The sequence below is a fragment of the Serratia sp. TSA_105.2 genome (assembly GCF_052692115.1).
This window is the reverse complement of sequence record NZ_JBQZFT010000002.1, coordinates 717,854-743,672: the sequence shown is the minus strand read 5'-3', so window position 1 is coordinate 743,672 and position 25,819 is coordinate 717,854. Positions and strand designations below refer to the sequence as shown.

22 protein-coding genes are annotated in these 25,819 nt (G+C 62.2%); 14 read left to right on the top strand and 8 right to left on the bottom strand.

Annotated elements, in window-relative coordinates:
• The first annotated feature begins 14 nt into the window (after nt 1-14).
• The 9 genes from ACUTSC_RS09970 (at nt 15) to ACUTSC_RS09930 (ending at nt 10,140) form a co-directional block, all read left to right on the top strand.
• Nucleotides 15-344 carry a YbaB/EbfC family nucleoid-associated protein gene (locus tag ACUTSC_RS09970; RefSeq protein ID WP_025301790.1) on the top strand — a complete coding sequence of 110 codons (330 nt, stop codon included), beginning with the start codon at nt 15-17 and terminating at the stop codon, nt 342-344.
• Nucleotides 344-949: a recombination mediator RecR gene (recR, locus tag ACUTSC_RS09965; protein ID WP_004940263.1), complete on the top strand. Its 606-nt coding sequence runs from the start codon at nt 344-346 to the stop codon at nt 947-949. The genes ACUTSC_RS09970 and recR overlap by 1 nt, the downstream gene beginning before the upstream one ends.
• 144 nt (nt 950-1,093) lie before the next feature.
• Nucleotides 1,094-2,959, top strand: coding sequence for a molecular chaperone HtpG (gene htpG / locus ACUTSC_RS09960; RefSeq protein WP_049199924.1), 1,866 nt, complete (start codon nt 1,094-1,096; stop codon nt 2,957-2,959).
• A gap of 202 nt (nt 2,960-3,161) precedes the next feature.
• A complete protein-coding gene (gene adk, locus ACUTSC_RS09955; RefSeq protein WP_004940261.1) occupies nt 3,162-3,806 on the top strand; it encodes an adenylate kinase in 645 nt (214 codons plus the stop codon).
• Nucleotides 3,807-3,971: 165 nt separating this feature from the next.
• Entirely contained in the window at nt 3,972-5,105 is a 1,134-nt protein-coding gene (locus ACUTSC_RS09950; RefSeq protein ID WP_060423460.1) for a sugar diacid recognition domain-containing protein, read from the top strand.
• A 119-nt stretch (nt 5,106-5,224) separates the two neighbouring features.
• Nucleotides 5,225-6,490 (top strand): GntP family permease, encoded by a 1,266-nt coding sequence (locus tag ACUTSC_RS09945; RefSeq protein ID WP_015376868.1) that lies wholly within the window; start codon nt 5,225-5,227, stop codon nt 6,488-6,490.
• Between the two features lie 9 nt (nt 6,491-6,499).
• Nucleotides 6,500-7,663, top strand: a complete 1,164-nt coding sequence (locus tag ACUTSC_RS09940) for a glycerate kinase (protein ID WP_445653303.1) — start codon at nt 6,500-6,502, stop codon at nt 7,661-7,663.
• A 119-nt stretch (nt 7,664-7,782) separates the two neighbouring features.
• Nucleotides 7,783-8,745 carry a ferrochelatase gene (hemH, locus tag ACUTSC_RS09935; RefSeq protein WP_004940253.1) on the top strand — a complete coding sequence of 321 codons (963 nt, stop codon included), beginning with the start codon at nt 7,783-7,785 and terminating at the stop codon, nt 8,743-8,745.
• Nucleotides 8,746-8,835: 90 nt separating this feature from the next.
• Complete coding sequence (locus ACUTSC_RS09930; protein WP_049199930.1) at nt 8,836-10,140, top strand: inosine/guanosine kinase; 1,305 nt, start codon at nt 8,836-8,838, stop codon at nt 10,138-10,140.
• 58 nt (nt 10,141-10,198) lie between these two features.
• Here the strand turns inward: ACUTSC_RS09930 and ybaL are convergent, their stop codons facing one another.
• Together ybaL and ACUTSC_RS09920 are read right to left on the bottom strand one after the other, a co-directional pair.
• A complete protein-coding gene (gene ybaL / locus ACUTSC_RS09925) occupies nt 10,199-11,890 on the bottom strand; it encodes a YbaL family putative K(+) efflux transporter (protein ID WP_130017547.1) in 1,692 nt (563 codons plus the stop codon).
• Nucleotides 11,891-12,135: 245 nt separating this feature from the next.
• Nucleotides 12,136-13,356, bottom strand: coding sequence for an MFS transporter (locus ACUTSC_RS09920; protein ID WP_197766802.1), 1,221 nt, complete (start codon nt 13,354-13,356; stop codon nt 12,136-12,138).
• A gap of 178 nt (nt 13,357-13,534) precedes the next feature.
• Between ACUTSC_RS09920 and ushA the strand changes: the two genes are divergently transcribed.
• The gene (ushA, locus tag ACUTSC_RS09915) at nt 13,535-15,187 is read left to right on the top strand and encodes a bifunctional UDP-sugar hydrolase/5'-nucleotidase UshA (RefSeq protein ID WP_197766801.1); all 1,653 of its coding nucleotides are present in this window, start codon (nt 13,535-13,537) and stop codon (nt 15,185-15,187) included.
• A 151-nt stretch (nt 15,188-15,338) separates the two neighbouring features.
• Nucleotides 15,339-16,805 carry a D-alanyl-D-alanine carboxypeptidase/D-alanyl-D-alanine endopeptidase gene (dacB, locus tag ACUTSC_RS09910; RefSeq protein ID WP_445653302.1) on the top strand — a complete coding sequence of 489 codons (1,467 nt, stop codon included), beginning with the start codon at nt 15,339-15,341 and terminating at the stop codon, nt 16,803-16,805.
• A gap of 10 nt (nt 16,806-16,815) precedes the next feature.
• On the opposite strand, the gene ybaK is transcribed toward dacB, so the two are convergent.
• The 3 genes from ybaK to copA all read right to left on the bottom strand — a co-directional run bounded on the left by ybaK (nt 16,816) and on the right by copA (nt 21,174).
• Nucleotides 16,816-17,295, bottom strand: coding sequence for a Cys-tRNA(Pro)/Cys-tRNA(Cys) deacylase YbaK (gene ybaK, locus ACUTSC_RS09905; RefSeq protein WP_197766799.1), 480 nt, complete (start codon nt 17,293-17,295; stop codon nt 16,816-16,818).
• Between the two features lie 227 nt (nt 17,296-17,522).
• Complete coding sequence (locus ACUTSC_RS09900; protein WP_197773067.1) at nt 17,523-18,329, bottom strand: TraB/GumN family protein; 807 nt, start codon at nt 18,327-18,329, stop codon at nt 17,523-17,525.
• A 133-nt stretch (nt 18,330-18,462) separates the two neighbouring features.
• A complete protein-coding gene (copA, locus tag ACUTSC_RS09895; protein WP_445653301.1) occupies nt 18,463-21,174 on the bottom strand; it encodes a copper-exporting P-type ATPase CopA in 2,712 nt (903 codons plus the stop codon).
• A gap of 108 nt (nt 21,175-21,282) precedes the next feature.
• Here copA and cueR point away from each other — a divergent pair, with 108 nt between their 5' ends.
• The gene (gene cueR, locus ACUTSC_RS09890; protein WP_049235204.1) at nt 21,283-21,684 is read left to right on the top strand and encodes a Cu(I)-responsive transcriptional regulator; all 402 of its coding nucleotides are present in this window, start codon (nt 21,283-21,285) and stop codon (nt 21,682-21,684) included.
• Here the strand turns inward: cueR and ACUTSC_RS09885 are convergent.
• From ACUTSC_RS09885 to allS, 3 genes are all read right to left on the bottom strand, one after another.
• On the bottom strand, nt 21,681-22,142 hold the full coding sequence (locus ACUTSC_RS09885; RefSeq protein ID WP_197766796.1) for an NfeD family protein: 462 nt from the start codon (nt 22,140-22,142) through the stop codon (nt 21,681-21,683). The two genes, cueR and ACUTSC_RS09885, sit on opposite strands and share 4 nt — an antisense overlap.
• Nucleotides 22,143-22,144: 2 nt before the next feature.
• Nucleotides 22,145-23,050: an SPFH domain-containing protein gene (locus ACUTSC_RS09880; RefSeq protein ID WP_004940203.1), complete on the bottom strand. Its 906-nt coding sequence runs from the start codon at nt 23,048-23,050 to the stop codon at nt 22,145-22,147.
• 72 nt (nt 23,051-23,122) lie between these two features.
• Entirely contained in the window at nt 23,123-24,037 is a 915-nt protein-coding gene (allS, locus tag ACUTSC_RS09875) for an HTH-type transcriptional activator AllS (RefSeq protein WP_060423483.1), read from the bottom strand.
• Nucleotides 24,038-24,390: 353 nt separating this feature from the next.
• On the opposite strand from allS, the gene ACUTSC_RS09870 reads away from it, so the two are divergent.
• Together ACUTSC_RS09870 and allR are read left to right on the top strand one after the other, a co-directional pair.
• Nucleotides 24,391-24,876: an ureidoglycolate lyase gene (locus ACUTSC_RS09870; protein WP_142109377.1), complete on the top strand. Its 486-nt coding sequence runs from the start codon at nt 24,391-24,393 to the stop codon at nt 24,874-24,876.
• Between the two features lie 70 nt (nt 24,877-24,946).
• Nucleotides 24,947-25,762 (top strand): HTH-type transcriptional repressor AllR, encoded by an 816-nt coding sequence (gene allR, locus ACUTSC_RS09865; RefSeq protein ID WP_038875050.1) that lies wholly within the window; start codon nt 24,947-24,949, stop codon nt 25,760-25,762.
• The last annotated feature ends 57 nt before the right edge of the window (nt 25,763-25,819 follow it).

Genomic DNA, 25,819 nt, shown 5'->3' with positions numbered 1-25,819 from the left:
GACGAGAGACGACTATGTTTGGTAAAGGCGGTCTGGGCAACCTGATGAAGCAAGCCCAGCAAATGCAAGAAAAAATGCAGCAGATGCAGGAAGAAGTCGCCAAATTGGAAGTAACCGGCGAGTCTGGCGCGGGCCTGGTGAAGGTCACCATCAACGGCGCGCACAACTGCCGCCGAGTGGAGATCGATCCTAGCCTGATGGAAGACGACAAAGACATGCTGGAAGATCTGATCGCCGCCGCGTTTAACGACGCCGCGCGCCGTATCGAAGAGACCCAGAAAGAGAAAATGGCCTCCGTTTCCAGCGGCATGCAGTTGCCGCCTGGCTTCAAGATGCCGTTCTGATGCAAACCAGCCCGCTCCTTGAATCCCTGATGGAGGCGCTGCGCTGCCTGCCGGGCGTTGGCCCGAAATCGGCGCAGCGCATGGCGTTTCAGCTGCTGCAGCGCGATCGCAGCGGTGGTATGCGCCTGGCGCAGGCGTTGACGCGCGCGATGTCGGAGATCGGCCACTGCGCCGATTGCCGCACCTTCACCGAACAGGACGTCTGCACCATCTGCGCCAACCCGCGCCGTCAGCAAAACGGCCAGATTTGCGTGGTGGAAAGCCCGGCGGATATCCACGCCATCGAGCAGACCGGTCAGTTCGCCGGGCGCTACTTTGTGTTGATGGGGCATCTGTCGCCGCTGGACGGCATCGGGCCGGGCGATATCGGTCTGGATCGCCTGGAGCAACGGCTGGAAAAGGAAAGCATCACCGAAGTGATCCTCGCCACCAACCCGACGGTGGAAGGGGAAGCGACCGCCAACTACATCGCTGAGATGTGCGGCCAGTATGGCGTGCTCGCCAGCCGTATCGCCCACGGCGTGCCGGTGGGCGGCGAGCTGGAAATGGTCGATGGCACCACGCTGTCGCATTCGCTGGCCGGGCGTCACGCCATCAAGTTCTGATGTTTTCCCGGATGGGGCCGTTCGGCCCCGTCATTTTTTTGCCAAAAATCTCCCGCCGTCCGCTTGAAAAACAAGACCCTGACCCTCATCTGATCCTCATTGTTCGATTTTGGTAGCCATTGTCTTTTGAGGTAATCAATGAGTATGAAAGGTCAAGAAACCCGCGGGTTCCAGTCTGAAGTAAAACAGCTGCTTCATTTGATGATCCATTCGCTGTACTCCAACAAAGAAATTTTCCTGCGCGAGCTGATTTCCAACGCCTCTGACGCCGCCGACAAGCTGCGCTTCCGCGCCCTGTCCGCGCCAGAGCTGTACGCCGGCGACGGCGAGCTGCGCGTACGCTTGTCCTTCGATAAAGAGCAGCGCACCCTGACCATCGCCGACAACGGCATCGGCATGCGCCGCGAAGAAGTGATCGAAAACCTCGGCACCATCGCCAAGTCCGGCACCAAAGCGTTCCTGGAATCCATCGGCTCCGATCAGGCGAAAGACAGCCAGCTGATCGGCCAGTTCGGCGTCGGTTTCTACTCGGCGTTCATCGTGGCGGACAAAGTGACCGTGCGCACCCGCGCCGCCGGCGCCGCCGATGACGAAGGCGTGTTCTGGGAGTCCGCCGGCGAAGGCGACTACACCATCGCCGACATCACCAAAGAGACCCGCGGCACCGAAATCACCCTGCATCTGCGCGAAGGCGAAGATGAATACCTCGACGCCTGGCGCCTGCGCTCGGTGATCGGCAAATATTCCGATCACATCGCCTTGCCGGTGGAGATCGAAAGCAAAAACGAAGAAGACGACACCGTCACCTGGGAGAAGATCAACAAGGCGCAGGCCCTGTGGACCCGCAGCAAGGCGGACGTGACCGATGAAGAGTACAAAGAGTTCTACAAGCACATCGCCCACGACTTCACCGATCCGCTGAGCTGGAGCCACAACCGGGTGGAAGGCAAGCAGGAGTACACCAGCCTGCTGTATATCCCGGCGCAGGCGCCGTGGGACATGTGGAACCGCGATCACAAGCACGGCCTGAAGCTGTACGTGCAGCGCGTGTTCATCATGGACGACGCCGAGCAGTTCATGCCGAACTACCTGCGCTTCGTGCGTGGCCTGATCGATTCCAACGATCTGCCGCTGAACGTGTCGCGCGAGATCCTGCAAGACAGCCGCGTGACGCAAAACCTGCGCGGCGCGCTGACCAAGCGCGTGCTGCAGATGCTGGATAAGCTGGCCAAAGACGACGCCGAAGGCTACCAGAAATTCTGGCAGCAGTTCGGTCTGGTGCTGAAAGAGGGCCCGGCGGAAGACAACGGCAACCAGGAAGCGATCGCCAAGCTGCTGCGCTTTGCCTCCACCCACGGCGACAGCTCGGCACAGACCGTGTCGCTGGAAGAGTACGTCGGCCGCATGGCGGAAGGGCAGGAGAAGATTTACTACATCACCGCCGACAGCTACGCCGCCGCCAAGAGCAGCCCGCACCTGGAGCTGTTCCGCAAGAAAGGCATCGAAGTGTTGCTGCTGTCCGATCGCATCGACGAGTGGATGATGAGCTACCTGACCGAGTTCGACGGCAAGCCGTTCCAGTCGGTCAGCAAAGCGGATGAAACGCTGGATAAATTGGCGGATGAAACCGAAGAGCAGAAGGCCGCCGAGAAGCAGCTGGAACCCTTCATCGAACGCGTGAAAACCCTGCTGGGCGAGCGCGTGAAGGATGTGCGCCTGACGCACCGCCTGACCGATACGCCGGCGATCGTGGTAACCGACGCCGACGAAATGAGCACCCAGATGGCCAAGCTGTTCGCCGCCGCCGGCCAGCAGGCGCCGGAAGTGAAGTACATTTTCGAGCTTAATCCCGAGCATGCGTTGGTCAAACGCGCATCCGACGTGGGCGATAACGAACATTTCGCCGAATGGATCGACCTGTTATTGGATCAGGCGCTGCTGGCTGAACGCGGCACGCTGGAAGATCCGAACCTGTTCATCCGTCGCATGAATAAGTTACTGTCCGCCTAAAGCTGAAGATATGCGCCCTTAACGGCACCGTTAGGGGCGCATTGCCGATTTTTCCCCGCTTTTTCTCGCCCTTTGCTTCCCCGCTTTTTTGCACATTCCGCAATCGATTTCCTTCGCGCGCCTTGAGCCTGCCCCCCCTGAAATGGTATCGTTGAGCGTTTTCGCAATTTTATAAAAACTACATAGCAAGGGGATTTACGCAATGCGTATCATTCTGCTGGGCGCTCCGGGCGCTGGTAAAGGTACTCAGGCTCAATTCATCATGGAGAAATACGGCATTCCGCAAATCTCCACCGGTGATATGTTGCGCGCAGCCGTGAAGGCCGGCAGTGAACTGGGCAAGCAGGCGAAAGAGATCATGGACGCCGGCAAGCTGGTGACCGATGAGCTGGTGATCGCGCTGGTCAAAGAGCGCATCGCTCAGGAAGATTGCCGCAAGGGCTTCCTGCTGGACGGTTTCCCACGCACTATTCCGCAGGCTGACGCGATGAAAGAAGCCGGCATCAACGTGGACTTCGTGCTGGAGTTCGACGTGCCGGACGAGCTGATCGTTGACCGCATCGTTGGCCGCCGCGTGCACGCGCCGTCCGGCCGCGTATACCACGTGAAGTTCAATCCGCCGCAGGTGGAAGGTAAAGACGACGTGACCGGCGAAGAGCTGACCACGCGCAAGGACGATCAGGAAGAGACCGTGCGCAAGCGCCTGGTGGAATACCATCAGATGACCGCGCCGCTGATCTCTTACTACAGCAAAGAAGCGGCAGCGGGCAACACCCAATACCGCAAAATCGACGGCACCCGCAAGGTCGCCGAAGTGAGCGCAGAGCTGGCGACCATCCTCGGTTGATCGCAAGCGCATTGTGCACGACGCCGGGCCTGTGGCCCGGCGTTTTTTTTGCCGTTTTCCCGCCAAATTGTGATCGCGGCGGCTTGTTGCGGCCGTGCCCATTAATCGCCCGCGCCAAATGGCGTATAACAAGCCTGCGTTTTCACCCTCAGCAGGGAGCCGGGCATGCTCAGACAAACCAATCTTCTGGCGGAAGCCACCGCGCGCCAGATCGTCCAGCGGGCGATGGGTATCATCAGCCATTCCGTCAACGTGATGGACAGCAACGGTGTGATCATCGCCTCCGGCAACCCGCAGCGCCTGTTCCAGCGCCATGAAGGCGCGGTGCTGGCGCTGGCCGAGAACCGGGTGGTGGAAATCGACCGCGCCACTGCCGAGCACCTGAAGGGCGTGCGGCCCGGCATCAATCTGCCGTTCAGCTTTCGCAACCAGCGGGTGGGGGTGATCGGCATCTCCGGCGAACCGGCCGAGGTGCGCGCCTACGCCGAACTGGTGAAGATGGCGGCGGAGTTGATGGTGGAGCAGGCGGCGCTGCTGGATCAGCACCAGTGGGAAAAGCGCTACCGGGAAGAGCTGGCGAACCAGTTGCTGCAGCCGCAGCCGAACACCGCGTCGCTGCAAGCGATGGCGGCGTATCTGGGATTGGATCTGCGCCAGGCGCGCATCGTCTGGATCGTCGAGCTGCAAGAGGCGCAGCCGCACCTGCTGCGCGAGCTGCTGGCGGAGCTGGAGGCCACCCAGCGCGATGCGTTGATCGCCATTACCGGCTTCAATGAAATGACCCTGCTGCGCCCGGCCTGCATGGCGCAGGGTGAATGGAGCCTGAAGCTGGAACGCCAGCAGGCGCAGCGTTTGCAAAACCAACTCAAACACCGCTTTCGGGTGCGCTTGATCGTCGGCGGTTTTTATGACGATCCGCAGAGCGCCTACCGTTCCAGCCTGACGGCGCGCGCCACCCAGGCGATGGCGCAGCGCCTGAAACTGCGTCACGCCACGCTGTTCTACCACGACTACCCGCTGCCGTCGCTGTTGTGCGATCTGGGGGAGGACTGGCGCGCGCAGGAGCTGGGGCGCCCCTGGCGGACGCTGGGCGAACAGGACGAAAAAGGCGTGCTGCGCGGCACGCTGCGCCACTATTTTTCGCAGAATTGTGATCAGACGCAGACCGCCGCGCAACTGCATATCCACGTCAATACCCTGCGCTATCGCCTGCAGCGCATCGAAGCGATAACCGGCATGAAAATCAATCAATTAACCGACGCTCTGCGGTTGTATATCGGCATGCTGATGCACGACTGAGTTGTGCCAACCCACAAATTCCACGCCGTTCACCCGGCGATTTTTTGTTGTTTCCCCTCAGGCCAACGCCGGGCGCGCGGGATATGTTGGCCTGCACATCAACCACGGAGAAAACAACAATGACAACCGTATCCACTCTGGGGGCGCTGGTGGCGTTAGCCGTCGCCATCGTCCTGATTCTACGCAAGGTGCCACCGGCTTACGGCATGATCGCCGGCGCGCTGGCGGGCGGGCTGTGCGGCGGCGCCGACCTGGTGCAGACCGTAACGTTGATGATCGGCGGGGCGCAGGGCATCACCAACGCCGTGATGCGCATTCTGGCGGCGGGGGTGCTGGCCGGAGTGCTGATCGAATCCGGCGCGGCGCACACCATCGCCGAAACCATCGTGCGCAAGGTGGGTGAAACCCGAGCGCTGCTGGCGCTGGCGGTGGCTACACTGATCCTGACGGCGGTGGGGGTATTTATCGACGTGGCGGTGATCACCGTCGCACCGATCGCGCTGTCGATCGCCCAGAAGGCCGGCATTTCGCGCGCGGCGATCCTGCTGGCGATGATCGGCGGTGGCAAGGCCGGCAACGTGATGTCACCTAATCCGAACACCATTGCGGCGGCGGACAACTTCCACGTGCCGCTCACCTCGGTGATGATGGCCGGCATCGTGCCGGGGCTGTGCGGCCTGGTGGTGGCCTATCTGCTGGCGCGTCGCCTGAGCGATAAAGGCAGCAAAGTGATGGCCGAAGAGCTGACCCAGCATGCCGAAGGGGCGCGGCCGGGCTTCGCTGCGGCGATCAGCGCGCCGTTGGTGGCGATCCTGCTGCTGTCGCTGCGGCCGATCGCCGGTATCGCCGTCGATCCGCTGATCGCGCTGCCGGCCGGCGGGTTGGCGGGCGCGCTGCTGATGGGGCGCATCCGCCAGTGCAATCAGTTTATGGTCTCCGGCCTGTCGCGCATGGCGCCGGTGGCGATCATGCTGCTCGGCACCGGCACGCTGGCGGGCATTATCGCCAACTCGGCGCTGAAGGATGTCTTGATTAACGGCTTAACGCACACCGGGCTGCCGGCCTGGCTGCTGGCGCCGCTGTCCGGCGCGCTGATGTCGATGGCGACCGCGTCGACCACCGCCGGCACCGCCGTGGCTTCCGGGGTGTTCAGCTCCACGCTGCTCGAGCTGGGCGTGAGCGGGCTGGCCGGCGCGGCGATGATCCATGCGGGCGCCACGGTGCTGGATCACCTGCCGCACGGCAGCTTCTTCCACGCTACCGGCGGCAGCGTCAATATGGCGGTGCACGAGCGGCTGAAGCTGTTGCCGTATGAAACGCTGGTGGGATTCACCATCGCGGCAATCTCGGCGCTGATGTTTGGCGTATTTAACCTGGCGGGATAAGGAACAGTGATGAAAACGCTGAAAAAAGTGGTTATTGCCCCGGATTCTTTCAAAGAGAGCCTGAGCGCGCTCGGCGTTGCCGACGCCATCGAGCGGGGATTCCGCCAAATTTATCCGCAGGCGCACTACGTGAAGCTGCCGATGGCGGACGGCGGCGAAGGCACGGTGGAGTCGATGGTGGCGGCCACCGGCGGCGAAATCGTCCAGGTGACGGTCACCGGGCCGCTGGGAGAGCCGGTGCAGGGGTTCTATGGCCTGCTGGGCGACGGCGCAACCGCAGTGATTGAAATGGCCGCCGCTTCCGGGCTGCACCTGGCGCCGCCCGGCCGGCGCGATCCGCGCATCACCACCAGTTACGGCACCGGCGAACTGATGCTGGCGGCGCTGGAGCGCGGCGTGAAGGCGATCATTCTCGGCATCGGCGGCAGCGCCACCAACGACGGCGGCGCCGGGATGATGCAGGCGCTGGGCGTTAAATTGTTGGATAAGGATCGCCGGCCGCTGCCGGTGGGCGGGGCGGCCCTGGCGCAGCTGGCGCACCTCGATCTCGCCGGGCTGGATGCGCGTTGGCAACGGGTGAGCGTAACCGCCGCCTGCGACGTCGATAACCCGCTGTGCGGCGAAAAGGGCGCCTCGGCGGTGTTTGGGCCGCAGAAGGGGGCGACGCCGGAGATGGTGGCCCAGCTCGATGCGGCGCTGCATCACTATGGCGAACTGCTGGAACGGGAAACCGGCCGCGCCGTGCTCACCCGGCCGGGCGCGGGGGCGGCGGGCGGCATGGGGGCGGCGCTGCTCGGCATGCTCAGCGCGCGCTTGCGGCCGGGCATCGAGATCGTCACCGAAACCCTGCGTCTGGATGAGGCGGTGCGCGATGCCGATCTGGTGATCACCGGCGAAGGGCGGCTGGACAGCCAGTCGATCCACGGCAAAACGCCGATCGGCGTGGCGCGGGTGGCCAAGCGCCACGGGGTGCCGGTGATTGCCATCGCCGGCAGCCTGACGCCGGATTACCAGGTGGTGCATCAACACGGCATCGACGCGGCGTTTTCGGTGCTCGATCGCATCGTGACGCTGGAAGAAGCGCTGGCGGACGCCGATCGCAATCTGCAGGTGACGGCGCGCAACGTGGCGGCGGTGTGGCAACTGGCGCAAAGGGAAGGCCCACAGGCATAGCCTGTTGCTGTTATCGGTTTCGATGCAGGACTTTTCCGTTACAATAGCCGGCATTAATGACTGCTGACATCCCGACCCAGAACGGAATGCCGGCCGGAAAGGAAATGAGGGGAACTGAGATGAAGCAAGAGAAACACGGCGTATTACTGGTGAACCTGGGCACACCAGATGCGCCGACCTCGTCGGCGGTCAAACGCTATCTGAAGGAATTCCTCAGTGACGATCGCGTGGTCGATACGGCGCCGCTGATCTGGTGGCCGATCCTCAACGGCGCGATCTTGCCGATCCGTTCGCCGCGCGTGGCGAAGCTGTATCAGTCGGTGTGGATGGAAGAGGGCTCGCCGCTGCTGGTGTACAGCCGCCGCCAACAGCGGGCGCTGGCGGCGCGCATGCCGAATACGCCGGTGGAGCTGGGCATGAGCTACGGTTCGCCGAGCCTGGCGGAAGCCATCGACAAGCTGTTGGCGCAGGGCGTGACCAACCTGGTGGTGTTGCCGCTCTATCCGCAATATTCCTGTTCCACCAGCGCGGCGGTATGGGATGGCGTAGCGCGGGTGCTGAAAGGCTATCGCCGTTTGCCTTCTGTGGCCTTCATCCGCGATTACGCCGAACATCCGGCCTACATCGCCGCGCTGCAGCAAAGCGTGGAGCGCTCGTTCGCCGAGCACGGCCAGCCGGATCGGCTGGTGCTGTCGTTCCACGGCATTCCCAAACGTTATGCGCGCCTGGGTGACGACTACCCGCAGCGCTGCGAGGACACCCTGCGTGCGCTGAGCGCCACGCTGCCGCTGGCGCCGGAACGCGTGATGATGACGTACCAATCGCGCTTCGGCCGCGAGCCGTGGCTGACGCCATACACCGATGAGACCCTGAAGGGGCTGCCGGCGCAGGGCGTGAAGCACATTCAGCTGATTTGCCCGGGTTTCTCGGCGGACTGCCTGGAAACGCTGGAAGAGATCAAAGAACAGAACCGCGAGATCTTCCTCAAGGCCGGCGGCGAGAAGTTTGAATATATCTCGGCGTTGAACGACGAGCCGGCGCATATCGATATGATGCAGCAGTTGGTGGCGCAGCGCCTGTAATCATCCATAATCTGTATATTAGATGCATCGTGATCGGGCGGGGATGTGTTAACATTCTCCGCTTGTTAAACCGTCACCACCGCCAATCACATGAAATTTCCTGGTAAACGCAAGTCCAAACACTATTTCCCGGTGAGCGCCCGCGATCCGCTTCTGCAGCAGGCCCAGCCCGAAAGTGAAATCAGCACCTCGTATATCGTCGGCATCGATCAGACGCTGGTGGATATCGAGGCGAAAGTGGACGACGCTTTTGTCCAGCGCTACGGCCTGAGCCTGGGCCACTCTCTGGTGATCGAAGACGACGTCGCCGAGGCGCTGTATCAGGAACTGAATGACAACAACCTGGTTACCCATCAGTTCGCCGGCGGCACCATCGGCAATACCATGCACAACTATTCGGTGCTGGCGGACGATCGCTCGGTGCTGCTCGGCGTGATGTGCAGCAACGTGAAAATCGGCAGCTATGCCTACCGTTACCTGTGCAATACCTCCAGCCGTACCGATCTTAACTATCTGCAGGGCGTTGATGGCGCCATCGGCCGCTGTTTCACGCTGATTGGCGAAAGCGGCGAGCGCACCTTCGCCATCAACCCGGGCCAGATGAACCAGCTGCGCCCGGAAAGCATTCCTGAAGAGGTGATCGCCGGCGCGTCGGCGCTGGTGCTGAGCTCTTATCTGGTGCGCTGCAAGGAAGGGGAGCCGATGAAGGCCGCCACCCTGCAGGCGATCGAATACGCCAAAAAACACGACGTGCCGGTGGTATTGACGCTGGGCACTAAGTACGTCATTGCCGACAACCCGCAGTGGTGGCGCGACTTCCTGAAGGAAAACGTGACGATTCTGGCGATGAACGAAGACGAAGCGCTGGAGCTGACCGGGCTGAGCGATCCGTTGACCGCCTCGGACATGGCGCTGGAGTGGGTGGATCTGGTGCTGTGCACCGCCGGGCCGAACGGCCTGTATATGGCGGGCTACACCGAAGAGGCCAACAAGCGCCAGACCCAGCACCCGCTGCTGCCGGGGCATATCGCCGAGTTCAACCGCTACGAATTCAGCCGGGCCATGCGCCGTGAACACTGTGAAAATCCGCTGCGCGTTTATTCGCACATCGCGCCGTATATGGGCGGGCCGGAGAGGATCATGAACACCAACGGCGCCGGCGACGGCGCGCTGTCGGCGTTGCTGCACGATATTGCCGCCAACGGCTATCACCGCCATAACGTGCCGAATTCCAGCAAGCACGTGCGCAGCTACCTGACTTATTCCTCCCTGGCGCAGGTGTGCAAATACGCCAACCGCGTCAGCTACCAGGTGTTGAACCAGCATTCGCCGCGCCTCACCCGTGGCCTGCCGGAGCGGGAAGACAGCCTGGAAGAGTCCTACTGGGAGCGTTAACCCGCTGAAAAAGAAAAGGTCCGGCATGCCGGACCTTTTTTTATGCGCCGGCGGCGCTTCAGATCGGGCAGCCGCCCATTTTTTCTTCTTCGCTCAGGGTGTCCAGCTGCAGGATGTTCAGCATGCTGTTGGCGATCTCCCGTTCGCCCATCACCACCTGATTAGCGCCGCGATCGGTGATGTAGGCCACTTCGTCGTCGTAGTGGGCGCGGGCGATGATCTCGATGTTCGGCCGCTTGGCGCGCGCCGAGGCGACGATCTCGCCGGCCTCATAGCCGTTGGGGATGGTCAGCAGCAGCCAGCGCGCGCAGTCGAGCCGCGCCAGATCCATCACTTCCGGATTGGCGGCGTTGCCCAGCACCGTCTTGATGCCCTGTTCGCGCAGCGCTTCCACCCGTGGGCGGGAGTTCTCGATCACCACCAGCGGAATGCCCGCCTCGGCCAGTTTGCCGCCCAGCAGGCTGCCGACGCGGCCATAGCCGACCACCAGCGCGTGGTTGCACATGTCCACCGGGATCTGCTTCTCTTCTTCCACCGCCTCTTCGAGAATTTGCTCTTCGATGGTTTCGGTTTTGGCCAGATAGCGCTCCAGCAGGGTGAACAGCAGCGGGTTGAGCATGATGGACAGAATGGCACCGGCCAGCACCAGATTGCGCCCGTGTTCCGACATCATGCCCAGCGCGATGCCGAGGCCCGCCAGAATAAAGGCGAACTCGCCGATCTGCGCCAGGCTGGCGGAAATCGTCAGCGCGGTGCGCTTGGAGTGACCGAACATTTTCACCAGCAGGAACGCGGCGGCGGATTTGCCGAACACGATGATCGCCAGCGTCGCCAGCACCGCCAGCGGTTCGTTAATCACGATCATCGGATCGAACAGCATGCCGACCGAGACGAAGAACAGCACCGCAAACGCGTCGCGCAGCGGCAGGGTGTCGTGCGCCGCGCGGTGGCTCAGTTCGGACTCGTTCAGCACCATGCCGGCGAAGAAGGCGCCCAGCGCGAAGGAGACATCGAACAGCTTCACCGCGCCGTAGGCGATGCCGAGCGCCAGCGCCAACACCGCCAGGGTGAACAGCTCGCGCGAGCCGGTGCTGGCGGTTTTCGACAGGATCCACGGCACCAGGCGGCGGCCGACCACGATCATCAACGCGATGAAGGCGATGACCTTACCGATGGTCAGCGCCAGCTCCATCAGCAGCTGGCCGCTGCTGGCGTTGTTGTTGCCCAGCATGTTGCCGAAGGCCGGCAGTAACACCAGCGTCAGCACCATCGCCAAATCTTCGACGATCAGCCAGCCGATGGCGATTTGCCCGCGCTGGCTGTCGATCAGCTGCCGTTCCTCCAGGGCGCGCAGCAGCACCACGGTGCTGGCGGTGGAGAGGCAGAGGCCGAACACCAGGCCGGAGATCAGATCCCAGCCGAGCAGCTTGGACAGCCCCATGCCGAGCAGGGTCGCGACGGCTATCTGCGCCACGGCGCCGGGAATGGCGATAGATTTTACTGCGAGGAGGTCTTTCAAAGAGAAGTGCAGGCCAACACCGAACATCAACAGGATAACGCCGATTTCCGCCAGTTCCGGCGCCAGTGAGGTATCGGCGACGAAACCGGGGGTGAACGGGCCGGCGAGCACCCCTGCGGCCAGATACCCCACCAGAGGGGAGATGCGCAGGCGGTTCGCCAGCATGCCGAGGAGGAAGGCGAGTACTAACCCTCCGACGATGGTGGTGATGAGCGGTGTTGAATTATGCATCCATACTCCTTCTGGCTATGCATCGCGGCACGGGAGAAACGCAACAAAGTTACGAAAAGATACATTTAGTTTATTGCATTTGTTCGCGGCTTGCTTGGCTAATTTGGCCTTTTTTGTAAAAAAGCAGAGGATTTCACTTAAGGCGAGGCAATGAGGCAATTTTGTGTCAGATAAGCCAAATAACATTGGTTTATCCGTGGGATAACCCGGATGAATAAATAATTTCATCCGGGCATTCGGCGGGGTTATTGCGCTTTATGCTCCATATTGGGCAGTAGCGCCGTGATAATGCCGATCAGCGGCAGGAAAGCACAGATTTGGTAGACCAGCTCGATACTGGTCAAATCGGCGACATAACCAAGAACTGCCGCACCTAACCCACCCATACCGAAAGCAAAACCGAAGAATAAGCCGGAAACCATGCCGACTTTACCGGGGATCAGCTCCTGCGCATAGACCAGGATGGCGGAGAACGCCGAAGCGAGAATAACCCCGATGATCACCGTCAAAATGCCGGTCCAATACAGGGATGCGTAGGGTAAAACAAGGGTAAACGGCGCGGCGCCGAGAATGGAGCCCCAAATAACATATTTACGCCCTATCTTGTCGCCGAGAGGGCCGCCGATAATGGTACCGGCCGCCACCGCAAACAGGAAGGCAAACAGGTGAATCTGTGCATTCTGCACCGAAACGCCGAACTTATGTATCAGATAAAAGGTGTAATAGCTGCTGATGCTGGCCAGATAGAAGTATTTGGAGAAAATCAGCACCAGCAGGATGCCCAGCGAGTAGGCCACGGTACGTTTTGGCAGCGGTTTCAGCAGCGACGGGCTTTTCGGCTGCCCTTTAGTTGCCCGGTGCTGATGTTGATACCACTTGCTGACCTGCAGCAACACCACGATCGCCAGCAGCGCCGCCAGCGTGAACCAGGCGACGTTGCCCTTGCCGTAAGGCGCGATGATCAGCGCGGCCAGCAGTGGGCCGAGCGAGCTGCCGAAGTTGCCGCCGACCTGGAACAGCGACTGCGCCAGGCCGTGCCGCCCGCCGGAGGCCATGCGCGCCACGCGCGAGGATTCCGGGTGGAACACCGATGAGCCGGTGCCCACCAGCGCCGCCGCCAGCAGCACCAGCGGGAAGGTGCTCGCCACCGACAGCAGCAGCAGGCCGGACAGGGTAAAGCCCATGCCGATCGGCAGCGAGTAAGGCTGCGGGTGTTTATCGGTGTAATAGCCGATCAGCGGTTGCAGCAGCGAGGCCGTCAGCTGATAGGTCAGGGTAATCATGCCGATCTGCACGAAGCTGAGGTGGAAATCGGCTTGCAGGATCGGGTAAATCGCCAGGATCAGCGACTGGATCATATCGTTGAGCAGGTGAGACACGCTGATGGCGCCGAGGATAGAGAAGGCGGTGCCTTTCACCGCACTGCCCTTGGCGGGCGGCATCGCGCTTTGGCTACTGTCGGTCATATTATTATTAGCCTGGTAAGTTGTTGAGCACAGAGATGACATCTTAGGCAGGGTGCGCAATTTTTACCATATCTGAAATAATCAGACTCACATCGCAAAAATTTGAAATCAGCTGTCATTAATTCGCGCTACAATTCCGTCCTCATCATAAAAGCTATTGAATACACGGAGATCCGCCATGCGTTTTTCGCTGAAAACCACCGCATGTGCGTTGGCCGTTTCCCTGACGTTGCTGTCGGGGGCCGCCAGTGCCTGGGAAAAGGATAAGACCTACGCCATCACCATTCTGCATACCAACGACCATCACGGTCACTTCTGGCAGAACGATCATGGCGAATACGGCCTGGGCGCACAGAAAACGCTGGTGGACGGCATTCGGCAGGAAGTGGCGGCGCAGGGCGGCAGCCTGCTGTTGCTGTCCGGCGGCGATATCAACACCGGCGTGCCGGAATCGGATTTGCAGGACGCCGAGCCGGACTTCCGCGGCATGAACCTGGTGGGCTATGACGCGATGGCGATCGGCAACCACGAATTCGACAACCCGCTGAGCGTGCTGCGCCAGCAGGAAAAATGGGCAACCTTCCCGCTGCTGTCCGCCAACATCTATCAGAAAAGCACCGGCCAGCGCCTGTTCAAGCCTTACGCCTTGTTCGACAAGCAAGGCATCAAGATTGCCGTTATCGGCCTGACGACCGACGACACCGCCAAGATTGGCAATCCGGAATACTTCACCGACATGGAGTTCCGCGTGCCGGCGCAGGAAGCGAAGCAGGTGGTGGAGCAACTGCGTAAGGACGAGAAGCCGGACGTGATTATTGCCGCTACCCATATGGGGCACTACGACAACGGTGAACACGGCTCGAACGCGCCGGGCGACGTGGAGATGGCGCGCAGCCTGCCGGCCGGATATCTCGACATGATCGTCGGCGGCCATTCGCAGGATCCGGTGTGTATGGCCGGCGACAACCGCAAACAGGTGGATTATGTGCCGGGCACGCCGTGCTCGCCGGATCGCCAGAACGGCACCTGGATCGTGCAGGCGCACGAGTGGGGCAAATACGTGGGCCGCGCCGACTTCGAATTCCGCAACGGCGAGCTGAAGCTGGTGCATTATCAGCTGATCCCGGTAAACCTGAAGAAGAAGGTTGAGAAGGCGGATGGCACCAGCGAGCGGGTGTACTACACCCAGCAAATTGCGGAAGATTCGACCATGATGAAGCTGCTGACGCCGTTCCAGGAGAAGGGCAAAGCGCAGTTGGGCGTGAAGATCGGCAGCGTTAACGGCAAGCTGGAGGGCGATCGCAGCAAGGTGCGCTTCGTGCAGACCAACCTGGCGCGGGTGATGCTGGCCGCGCAGAGGGAGCGCGCCGACGCCGACTTCGCGGTGATGAGCGGCGGCGGGGTGCGCGATTCGATTGAAAGCGGCGATATCACCTACAAGAACGTGCTCAAGGTACAGCCGTTCGGCAACACCCTGGTGCATGTCGATATGAAAGGCAGCGAGGTTGAGCAATACCTGGCGGTAGTGGCCAACATGAAGCCGGATTCCGGCGCCTACGCCCAGTTCGCCAACGTCAGCCTGGTGGCGGACGGCAAGGGCGTCAGCGAGGTGAAGATCAACGGCCAGCCGCTGCAGGCGGATAAAACCTACCGCATGGCGACGCTGAACTTCAACGCGCTGGGCGGCGACGGCTATCCGAAGCTGGACGGGCTGCCGAGCTACGTCAACACCGGCTTTATCGATGCCGAGGTGCTCAAGCAGTACATCGAGAAACACTCGCCGCTGGATGCGGCGGCTTACGAACCGAAGGGCGAGATCGTTTATCGCTAATCGCCACCGCAGCGGCCTGCCCCCTTTTGGGCGGGCCGCCTGTTTTCCCGCTGAAAACCCTGCCTCAAACGCACGCAAAAGTCGCCGCCGCCGCCTTCCAATGATAGCCTGAGCAGCAATTTGGTTTTGATAACGCAAGCAGGGAGATGACATGTTGAAAACCGCAGGCTGGCTGCTGCCCGCCATCCTGGCACTGGCGGGGTGTTCGTCATCCGGCCAACGCCATGAGCAAACGCTCAGCCAGGCGCTGGCGGCCATCGGCCAGGACAAGGCGCTGGTTGGCGCGTCGAGCGGCGTGATGGTGCGCGATGCCGACAGCGGCACCGTGCTGTATCAGGCGCACGCGGAGCAGCGCCTGGCGCCGGCTTCCAACATGAAGATGTTCACTTCTCTGGCGGCGTTCGGCGTGCTGGGGGCGGATTACCGGTTTGAAACCCGGCTGCTGACCACCGGCGAGCAGCGCGGCGACACCTTGCGGGGGGATCTCTATCTGCAGGGCAGCGGCGATCCGACGTTGCACCCTGACGATCTCGACACCTTCGCCGCCACGCTGGCGCAGCGCGGCATTCGCCAGATTCATGGGCGGTTGATCCTGGACGCCAGCGCGTTCGATCAAACGCCCTTCGGCGCCGGCTGGAGCTGGGACGACGAACCCTTCGCTTTCGGCGCGCCGATCTCGGCGCTGAACTACGCCTTTACCCCCGGCGGCGATATCAACGTGGTGCGGGTGGACGTGCAGCCGGGCGCCCGCGCCGGTGCGCCAGGGCGGGTGAGTTTCTATCCCGCCAATGACGCAGTGACGCTGGTCAACCACACCTCCACCGGCGGCGACACCGCACTGACGTTCGATCGCCAGCCGGGCAGCAACCGGATCGTGGTCAGCGGCACCATCGCCGCGCAGGCGGAGACCCGCTCGCGATTGATCACCGTCGATCAACCGGCCCGCGTGGTTGGCGCCTTATTGCAAAATGCCCTGCGCACGCATGGCATCACGCTGCGCGGTAACGCGGAAGAGGGCGTGACCCCTGCCGATGCCTGGTTGCTGGCCGAAAAAACCTCGCCGCCGCTCTCCCGCCTGGCCGTCACTTTCCTGAAGGTGTCCAACAACGGTTACGGCGAGGTACTGACCAAGGCGATGGGCCGCAAGACGCAGGGCAAGGGGGATTGGGCCGCCGGCCTGCAGGCGATCGGCCAGTTTGTGCAAAGCCAGGGCATCGCGGCCGGCGAGTACCGTCAGGTAGACGGTTCCGGGCTGTCGCGCATGAACCAGATCACGGCGCAGCAGCTGACGACGCTGCTGCTGGCGGCCAGAAAACAGCCGTGGTTTGCCGCCTGGTATAACGCCTTGCCCATCGCGGGCCAGCCGGGGTTGTTGGTGGGCGGTACGCTGCAGAGCCGCATGGTGAAGACGGCGGCGGCGGGCCGCGCCCACGCCAAGAGCGGTTCCATGACCGGGGTATCGTCGCTCAGCGGCTATGTCGATTCGGCGGCCGGTCGGCCGTTGGCGTTCGCCATCATCAGCAACAACTATCTGGTGCCCGGCGCGGAGGTGAAGGCGCTGGAGGACCGCCTGGTGGAGACGCTGGCGGCCTGTGACGCTACGGTGGTGTGCCGCTGAGCGCGCGGCGTCAGTCGCGTTTGGCGATGTCGGCGAAGTTGCCGGCCAGCAGGCGGCACAAATCGGCGGCGGCCAGCTCGATGTCCAGCCCGCGTTTGCCGCCGGAAACGTAGATGGTGGCGAACGCTTGCGCCGGGCTGTCGATCACCGTCGGCAGCCGCTTTTTCTGCCCCAGCGGGCTGATGCCGCCCACCAGATACCCGGTGACGCGCTGCGCCAGCTGCGGATCGGCCATCTCGGCCTTTTTGGCGCCGAGGGCGCGGGCGACCTTTTTCAGATCCAACTGGGTGGCGACCGGCGTGACCGCCACCGCCAGGTGTTTGGCGTCGCCGTTCAGCGCCACCAGCAGCGTTTTGTAAACCCGATCGGCATCCAGCCCCAGCTTTCTCACCGCCTCGTCGCCGAAGTTGGTTTCATCGCTGTCGTGGTGATACGGATGAAGGGTAAAGGCGACCTTTTGTTTCTCAAGCAGAACGACTGCGGGCGTCATGATGTGTTGTCCAGAATGTCCCTGTAGGGGAAGGGTGATAACCAGTCTTAAAAATACAAAAATCCAACCTGTACGGCAACCTGAGCGGCTGTTACATAAAGCGGGTTGCCAAGATATTCACCGGGTTGCTACCCTGTTTACTGTAACCGTTAACACGGTTGCTATGCGTATAACTAGAATACAAGAAATTCCTCTTTGACTGGCCAATAGCGATATTGGCCTCTTTTTTAGCCCTGCGGCTGCAGCATCGCCGGCAGGTTATCCTCGCCGTACAGGTGTAATGCACCAACCGCCACCACATAGTTCCCGGCCGGCAGCGCCTCCAGCTGACGCCGCCAGTCGCGATTGCGCTGATGCATCAGCACGTCGTACAGCCCGGCGCTGAAGGTGGCGGGCAGGGTGTCCAGCGTGCCGCGCGGTTTGGCGTCCAGCCACCAGCTCACCATGGTTTGCAGCAGCCGCGCGTTGGTGTGCCAGTGCTCCAGCGTATCGCGCAGCAGCGCAATGCCGCCTTCCGGCAGCTGTTCCAGCATCGCCAGCTGCTGCTGCGCCCCTTCCAGTTCGATCACCGGTTTGTCCTGTGCCCTGGCGGCCTGCAGCAGCTGATAGTCCACGCCGTACTCTGCCCGCAGCCCCAAACGCTGAGCCTGGCGCGCCTGCATCATCAGCGCCACCTGCCAGCCGGGCAGGGTGGCGAAGGCGTGCGGATCGGCGCCCAGCTCATGGCACAGCGCCAGCAGCCGTTGATATTCTTCGGCGGACAGACGCTGTTCCAGCGCCGGCTGCAGCTCTACGTGGTCGAAAGGCGAGGCGGAATCGGTGATATCGGCCTCGACGATCAGCGCGTCGGCCTGTTGCAGCCGGGCGGCCAGCCGGGGCGGCAACGGCGACATATCGACGGTGCCCATATGGATGCTGCCCACCAGATGCAGCCGACGATCGCCCGGCAGAGTGATGTCCAACGCCGGATAAGCGTAACGCTTGGGCGAGATCAGGCCGAGAAAGGCGGCGAGGCGGCGTAACAGTTGACCCATACGGCGTGGCTCCTGAATAACGGGTGCGCGTTTCAGCATGAAAGGCGAGGGAAAATCATCATTCATGCTAAACGCTATCCGCCGCGCAGGAAAGCCCGGAAAACAGCGGGGCGCCATGACGGCGCCCCGGCGATCACTTCCTGGGTTTAAAACGCAGCAGCCGGTTGGCGTTGCTGACTACGGTAATCGACGACAGCGCCATCGCCGCGCCCGCCACCACCGGGCTGAGCAGCGTGCCGGTCAGCGGATAGAGCACGCCGGCGGCGATCGGGATACCCAGCGTATTGTAGATAAAGGCGCCGAACAGGTTCTGCTTCATGTTGCGCAGCGTGGCCTTCGACAGTTCCACCGCATCCGCCACGCCGTGCAGGCTGTGGCGCATCAGGGTGATGGCGGCGGTCTCGATGGCGATGTCGCTGCCGCCGCCCATCGCGATGCCCACGTCGGCCTGCGCCAGCGCCGGGGCGTCGTTGATGCCGTCGCCGACCATCGCCACGCGCTGGCCCTGCGCCTGCAGCTGCTTGATCGCCGCCGCTTTGCCGTCCGGCAGCACCCCGGCAATCACCCGATCGATACCGGCCTCTTTGGCGATGGCGTTGGCGGTCACCGGGTTTTCGCCGGTCAGCATTACCAACTGATACCCCTGCTGGTGCAGGCGCTGCAGCGCCGCGACGCTGTCTTCGCGCAGCGGATCGCGAATGGCGAACAGCGCGGCCGGTTTACCGTCAACGGCCAGCAGCACCGGCGTCACGCCGCGTTCGGCCTGGGCGCGCATCGGCGCTTCCAGTTCGGCGGTCGCAACCTGATGCTGCTCCAGCAGCGCGGCGTTGCCCAGCAGCAGCTGCACGTCGTCGATCTCCCCGCTGACGCCGGCGCCGCGCAGGGTGCGGAACTGCGCGACCTGCGGCAGCGTTTGCCCGGCGGCGCGTTCCATGATGGCGCGCGCCAGCGGGTGGTTGGAACCTTGCTCCAGCGCGGCGGCCCAGCCAATCGCCTGCTGCTCGCTGACCTGATTGAAGGTCAGGATCTCCACCACCTGCGGTTTCCCTTCGGTCAGGGTGCCGGTTTTGTCGAACACCAGGGTGTCCAACTGGCTGGCCTGCTGCAGAGCATCGGCGTCGCGTACCAGCACGCCGAACTCCGCCGCGCGGCCCACGCCGGAGATGATCGACATCGGTGTCGCTAATCCCAATGCGCATGGGCAGGCGATGATCAGCACCGTGGTGGCGATCACCAGCGTGTAGACCAGCTGTGGCTGCGGGCCGAAGAAGTACCACATCGCCGCGCTGAACAGGGCGATCGCCACTACCGCTGGCACGAACACCGCCGAGACGCGGTCGGCCAGTTGGCCGATCGCCGGTTTACTGCTCTGCGCCTGGCGCACCAGTTTGATGATGCGCGCCAGCGTGGTTTGGCTGCCGATGGCGGCGGCGCGGAACAGCACGCTGCCGTCGTCGACCACCGTCCCGGCATGCACCGTATCGCCGGGGCCTTTCTGCTGCGGCACCGCTTCGCCGGTCAGCATTGCTTCATCGAGCCAGACTTCGCCCTGCACGATTTCACCGTCGACCGGCACGCGATCGCCGGTGGTCAGCCGCAGCGTCATGCCGAGCTGCACCTCTGCCAGTGGAATATCGCGCTCGCCGTCGTCGGTCACCAGGCGCGCGGTAGGCGGCGTCAGATCCAGCAACCGCTCCAGCGCCTGCGAAGAACGCTGACGAGCGCGCTGCTCCAGCGCATGGCCGAGGTTGATCAAACCGATGATCATCGCGCTGGCCTCGTAGTAGAGGTGGCGCGCCTCCATCGGGAAGAAATCGGGCCAAATGTTGACGGCGATCGAGTAAAGCCAGGCAGCGCCGGTGCCGAGCGCCACCAGAGTGTCCATGGTGGCGCTGCCGTTCATCAGCGCGCGCCAGGCGTTGCGGTAGAAGTGCCCACCGGCGAACACCATCACCGCCAGGGTGATGACGCCGACCAGCAGCCAGGGGCGCTGGGTCTCCGGCGTCAGCGTCATGCTGCCGCCGAACAGCCCCCAGGCCATCAGCGGGATACCCAACGCCAGACCGAGCGCCGCCTGCCAGCTAAAGCGCTTCATGTTGGCGCGTGCGGTCTGCTGCTGGCGCTCGCGGCGTTCGGTTTCATCCTGAATCATTTCGGCGCCGTAGCCGGCTTTTTCCACCGCCGCCACCAGCGCCTGCGCATCGGCGGCGCCGGTCACCAGCGCGCTGCGTTCCGCCAGGTTGACGCGCGCATGCTCTACGCCGGGAACGCTTTGCAGCGCCTGCTGCACTTTATTGACGCAGCTGGCGCAGGTCATGCCGCTGAGCAGCAGCTGTACGCTGTCGTCCGCGCCGTCGGTTGCCGGAAGGGGAGATTGCGCCGCTGGCTGAACGTCCGGCAACGAAGGTGTTGCGTCAGTCAACGGCTCAGTTTTTGGGGCGACGGCGCCCGCTACGCTGGCGTGATAGCCGGCATCTTCCACCGCGGCGATCAGCGCCTGTGGATCGGCATCGCCGTACACTTTCGCGCCGTCGATAGCGACGTCGGCGGCGAACACGCCCGGCACCGCTTCCAGCGCCTTGCGGGTGGTGCCGACGCAGTGCATGCAGCTCAGGCCGCTCAGCTGCAGTTCGGTATCGGCGTGCGGCGCGACTTCGGCCTGATAACCGGCGGCGATCACGCTATCGATCAGCGCGCTGTCCGGCGCGTCGCCGGTCACTTTGGCGTAATGCACGTTAACGTCCGCCTGTTCGACATCGCTGCGGCTTTCCAGGGCTTTTTTCACCCGCTGCGCGCAGTTCATGCAGGACAGCCCCTGCAATGCCAGCATAGTGGTGTGTGACATGATTGAACTCCTTGCTTAAAGGGCGGTGTTTAAAGGTTGACCGCCTGACCTGTTTTCACTAAGAATGGAGCTTAAACCTTCCAGCAAGGGTAAGGTCAAGGAGGGAAAATGAATATTAGCGACGTCGCGAAAAAAACCGGGCTAACCAGCAAGACGATTCGTTTTTACGAAGAGAAAGCGCTGATTACCGCCCCGATCCGCAGCGATAACGGTTACCGCCACTATTCCGTCAGGCACGTTGAAGAGCTGACGCTGCTGCGTCAGGCGCGGCAGGTGGGCTTCAACCTGGACGAGTGCCGCGAGCTGGTGGCGTTGTTCAACGATCCGGCCCGCCACAGCGCGGACGTGAAGGCGCGCACGTTGCAGAAGGTGGCGGAGATTGAAAGGCACATCAGCGAACTGGGCGAAATGCGCCAGCGCCTGCTGGCGCTGGCCGACCAATGCCCGGGCGACGAGGGGGCGGAGTGCCCCATCATCAATAACCTGGCGGGGTGCTGTCGTTCGAATTAACGGCTGATGGCGCGGATCACCAGCGTGACCCCTTCCACCGCCACCACTTCCACTTCGGTGCCGGCGGGCAGATCTTCTGCCGCCTGCGCGCGCCAGCTGCTGTCGCCGATATTGATGCGCCCCATGCCGTTGTGCATCGGCTCCGTCAGCGTAGCGCGGGTGCCGATCAGCTGGCGGTTGCGCTGGTTGAGCACCGGCGAACCGCTGGATGCGGCCGCCGGGCGCCGGCGCAGCCAGTACCACCACAGGTAGGCGACGACGACGGTCAGGACGGCGAAGATCATGCCCTGCCACGCCCAGGAAAGCGGCGGCAGCAGCCAGATCAGAGCACCGACCAACAGCGCCGCCACGCCGCTCCACAGCAGGTAGCCGCCGGCGCCGAGCATTTCCGCCGCCAGCAACACGCCCCCGAGGGAGAGCCAAAACCACAGCGGATTCGCCGCGATCAGTTCGAGCATGATTATTTGCCTTTGCTTTCTTTCAGCAGTTCGGTAATGCCGCCGATCGAGCCGAGCAGGCTGCTGGCGTCCAGCGGCATCATCACCACTTTGCTGTTGTTGGAGGAACCGATCTTCTGCAGCGCGTCGGTGTATTTCTGCGCCACGAAGTAGTTCACCGCCTGAATGTTACCGCTGGCGATGGCGTCGGACACCAGCTGGGTGGCGCGCGCCTCGGCCTCGGCGGCGCGTTCACGCGCTTCCGCCTGCAGGAACGCCGACTGGCGTTCGCCCTCGGCCTTCAGGATCTGCGATTGTTTCTCCCCTTCGGCGCGCAGAATGGCCGCCTGGCGCACCCCTTCCGCCTCGAGGATGTCGGCGCGTTTGGTACGTTCGGCCTTCATCTGGGCGTTCATCGAGGCGATCAGTTCCGCCGGTGGCCGCACGTCGCGGATCTCGATACGGGTGATTTTCACCCCCCACGGATTGGTCGCTTCATCGACGATGTGCAGCAGGCGGCTATTGATGCTGTCTCGTTGCGACAGCATTTCGTCCAGCTCCATCGAGCCGAGCACGGTACGGAAGTTGGTCATGGTCAGGTTGACGATCGCCTGTTCGAGGTTGCTGACCTCGTAGGCGGCGCGCGCCGGATCGACCACCTGGATAAAGCACACCGCGTCGATGGCGACGTTGGCGTTATCGCGGGAAATCACCTCCTGCGAGGGAATGTCCAGCACCTGCTCCATCATGTTGATTTTGCGGCCGATGCGGTCCATGAACGGCACCACCAGGTTCAGGCCCGGCATCAGCGTTTTGGTGTAGCGGCCGAAGCGTTCTACCGTCCATTGGAACCCCTGCGGCACAATTTTGACGCCGGCGAACACCACAATCAGTGCGACGACGATCACGATGGGAATAAAAGTAAGCATGCAAACCTCCTGTCAGACATATGTAAACAGATATTACGTCAGCGCCGGAAAAATGCCTACCGTTACCGCGACTTAATCCAGGGCGCTGACCAAACCCGCGATCAGCGGATCCCGCGTCTGGAACAGGCCGATCAGGGTACGCACCGCTTCACCGCCGCGAGCATCGGACCAGGCCAGCGACAGGGGAGAGGGCTGGCGTGGATATTTGAGCTGCTTAGCCACCAGCTCACCACTATCAAGGTAAGTTTGGCACAGCTGGCGCGGAAGGAAACCGATCCCGAGACCGCGCAGATGGCACTCCAGCTTGGTGCGCAGGTCCGGCACTTTGATCTCCTGCTGGCCCGACAGCAGCCAGGCGGTGCGTTTGGCCAAATGGCGCGCGGTATCTTCGACGTTGATCGCCGCGTAAGGGCGCAGCTGCGTTTCGTTCAGCGGATCGGCGGCGGCGGCCAGCGGGTGCGTCGGCGCGATGGCGAACACCCAATCGATCTTGCCCAGGGGCAGCACCTTGATGCTGTTTTCCAGCGATTCATTGCCCGCCGCCCCGATCGCCAGATGGCAATCCTCATTCAGCAGCGCGTCCCACACGCCCATGTACACCTGGCGGGAAATGTGAAATTGGGTGAACGGGTATTTGGCGTGCAGGTGGGCCAACAGCCCGGCCACGGCGGCGGCGTCATACAGCAGGTTGTTGACAACGATATTCACCTGGTGCTCTACGCCGTCGTTGATTTGCCGCAGTTCGCCCGGCATGGCGTCCAGCCAGGTGTGCCACTGGCGGCAGCGCTCCAGCAAATACTCTCCGGCCGGCGTCAGGTTGACGGTGCGGGTGGTGCGGATAAATAGCTGCGTGCCTATGCTCTCCTCCAGCGTTTTGATGCGGTAGCTGATGGTGGCGGTGGTTTTGTGCAGCAGCTCCGCCGCGCGGGAGAAACTTTGGCACTCGGCAACTTTGATAAACGAACGAATGGTTTCGTGATCCAGCATGAGGGGTCCTTGGCTGACACCGCCTTTTCGGTTATCGGTGAGAAGAATCTACTGATGTTGCGGCGCGATAGGCAGCGGCAAAGCCCAACCCCACGATCCCGGTCACAGAATCACCCGATAGTGATGAATGCGCGCCGCCCCATTTTGCCCGATGATGAATTGGGCGGTTTTTTAATTCATTGATTTAAAGCAACTAATATGGCTCTTCGATCGTAAAGTGTGCGGGTGATCTTATTGTGGAAAAATTTTCCAAAAAAATGCTGTCAAATTCACCACGCGCTGTCTAGAGTGAAGGCGTTGGGTGAAATATCGCCGTTCAATCGCCGTCTGGGTCATGCGCTTGGGAGAATTACATGGATTTAGTCATCGAAGAATTAACGCCGGCGGCCTTTGCGCCTTACGGCGATGTATTGCAGATAGAGGGCTCGCGTTTCTTTCATATCAATGACGGAAAAACCGAGCGTTATCACGATCTCGCCAAGATAGAGGTGTCCGACGGCAACCGGGTGCTGGCCAGCATCAACCGGGCGGAACCCTGCGATCTGCCGATGACCTTTTCCCTGTTGGAAAAGCATCCGCTCTCGTCGCAGGCCTTTGTGCCGATGAACGGCGAACGCTTCGTGGTGATCGTCGCCGAACCGGGCGACACCATCCCCATCGGCACGCTGCGCGCCTTTATCACCAACGGCAAGCAGGGAATTAACTATCACCGCAATGTCTGGCACCATCCGCTGTTTGCCTATGCGAAGGTCACCGACTTTTTCACCATCGATCGCGCAGGTGCCGACAACTGCGTGGTCAGCCGCTTGCCGGAGCCGTATCGCATAGTTTTGGCATAGCGCTGGCCGCACGCCGCGCAGGGCGTTTATCATAGCGTCACCCATGCCGTTACTGACAAAGGAAGCTTGAATGACCGAATTACGCAGGAAAGGACGACCCGCCACCGAAGCCGGCGCCACCAAAGGGGCGCAGGCGTTGGATCGCGGGCTGGAGATCCTCCAGTACCTGGCCAACGCCGGGGGGAGTTCGTCGGTTTCCGTGCTGTCCGAAAAGCTGGAGCTGCCGCTGTCTACCACCTTCAGATTGTTGAAAGTGCTGGAGAAATCGGAATTCGTCTTTCAGGATCCACAGCTGGGCTGGTGGCATATCGGCATTCAGTCGTTCACCGTCGGTTCCGCTTACATGAACGATCGCGACGTGGTATCGGTGGCCGGGCCGTTCATGCGTCGGCTGATGTTGCTGTCCGGCGAGACCGCCAACCTGGCGATCCGCAACAATTTCGACGCGGTGCTGATTCGCCAATGCGAGTGCCAGGCGATGGTGCGCATGTGCGCGCCGCTGGGCAGCCGCTTGCCGCTGCACGCCTCGGGCGCCGGCAAAGCGCTGCTGTACCCGCTGGCGGAAGAGGAGATGCTGGATCTGATCGTGCGTTCGGGGCTGCAATCTTACACGCCCAAGACGCTGACCAGCGTGAACCTGCTGCGCAAGGATCTGCATCAGTCGCTGGCGCAGGGCTACACCATCGACGATGAAGAGCACGCGCTTGGCCTGAACTGCCTGGCTTCGGCGATTTTCGATCGCAACAACAACGTGATCGCCGCCATCTCCATCTCCGGGCCGAGTTCGCGGGTCGGCAAGGAGCGGTTCAAGGAGCTGGGCGAACTGGTGGGTGAAGTGGCCAGAGACATCAGCGCCGCGCTGGGCGAATCGCGCAGCAAGGCGTAAACGTCGCGCGCCGGGCTGAACCGGCGCGGAACAAGACTCCCCGTTTGATGAGCAAAC

Coding starts and splice junctions, on each gene's coding strand:
- ACUTSC_RS09970 (WP_025301790.1), top strand. CDS start 15: ATGTTTGGTAAAGGCGGTCTGGGCAACCTGATGAAGCAAGCCCAGCAA.
- recR (WP_004940263.1), top strand. CDS start 344: ATGCAAACCAGCCCGCTCCTTGAATCCCTGATGGAGGCGCTGCGCTGC.
- htpG (WP_049199924.1), top strand. CDS start 1,094: ATGAAAGGTCAAGAAACCCGCGGGTTCCAGTCTGAAGTAAAACAGCTG.
- adk (WP_004940261.1), top strand. CDS start 3,162: ATGCGTATCATTCTGCTGGGCGCTCCGGGCGCTGGTAAAGGTACTCAG.
- ACUTSC_RS09950 (WP_060423460.1), top strand. CDS start 3,972: ATGCTCAGACAAACCAATCTTCTGGCGGAAGCCACCGCGCGCCAGATC.
- ACUTSC_RS09945 (WP_015376868.1), top strand. CDS start 5,225: ATGACAACCGTATCCACTCTGGGGGCGCTGGTGGCGTTAGCCGTCGCC.
- ACUTSC_RS09940 (WP_445653303.1), top strand. CDS start 6,500: ATGAAAACGCTGAAAAAAGTGGTTATTGCCCCGGATTCTTTCAAAGAG.
- hemH (WP_004940253.1), top strand. CDS start 7,783: ATGAAGCAAGAGAAACACGGCGTATTACTGGTGAACCTGGGCACACCA.
- ACUTSC_RS09930 (WP_049199930.1), top strand. CDS start 8,836: ATGAAATTTCCTGGTAAACGCAAGTCCAAACACTATTTCCCGGTGAGC.
- ybaL (WP_130017547.1), bottom strand. CDS start 11,890: ATGCATAATTCAACACCGCTCATCACCACCATCGTCGGAGGGTTAGTA.
- ACUTSC_RS09920 (WP_197766802.1), bottom strand. CDS start 13,356: ATGACCGACAGTAGCCAAAGCGCGATGCCGCCCGCCAAGGGCAGTGCG.
- ushA (WP_197766801.1), top strand. CDS start 13,535: ATGCGTTTTTCGCTGAAAACCACCGCATGTGCGTTGGCCGTTTCCCTG.
- dacB (WP_445653302.1), top strand. CDS start 15,339: ATGTTGAAAACCGCAGGCTGGCTGCTGCCCGCCATCCTGGCACTGGCG.
- ybaK (WP_197766799.1), bottom strand. CDS start 17,295: ATGACGCCCGCAGTCGTTCTGCTTGAGAAACAAAAGGTCGCCTTTACC.
- ACUTSC_RS09900 (WP_197773067.1), bottom strand. CDS start 18,329: ATGGGTCAACTGTTACGCCGCCTCGCCGCCTTTCTCGGCCTGATCTCG.
- copA (WP_445653301.1), bottom strand. CDS start 21,174: ATGTCACACACCACTATGCTGGCATTGCAGGGGCTGTCCTGCATGAAC.
- cueR (WP_049235204.1), top strand. CDS start 21,283: ATGAATATTAGCGACGTCGCGAAAAAAACCGGGCTAACCAGCAAGACG.
- ACUTSC_RS09885 (WP_197766796.1), bottom strand. CDS start 22,142: ATGCTCGAACTGATCGCGGCGAATCCGCTGTGGTTTTGGCTCTCCCTC.
- ACUTSC_RS09880 (WP_004940203.1), bottom strand. CDS start 23,050: ATGCTTACTTTTATTCCCATCGTGATCGTCGTCGCACTGATTGTGGTG.
- allS (WP_060423483.1), bottom strand. CDS start 24,037: ATGCTGGATCACGAAACCATTCGTTCGTTTATCAAAGTTGCCGAGTGC.
- ACUTSC_RS09870 (WP_142109377.1), top strand. CDS start 24,391: ATGGATTTAGTCATCGAAGAATTAACGCCGGCGGCCTTTGCGCCTTAC.
- allR (WP_038875050.1), top strand. CDS start 24,947: ATGACCGAATTACGCAGGAAAGGACGACCCGCCACCGAAGCCGGCGCC.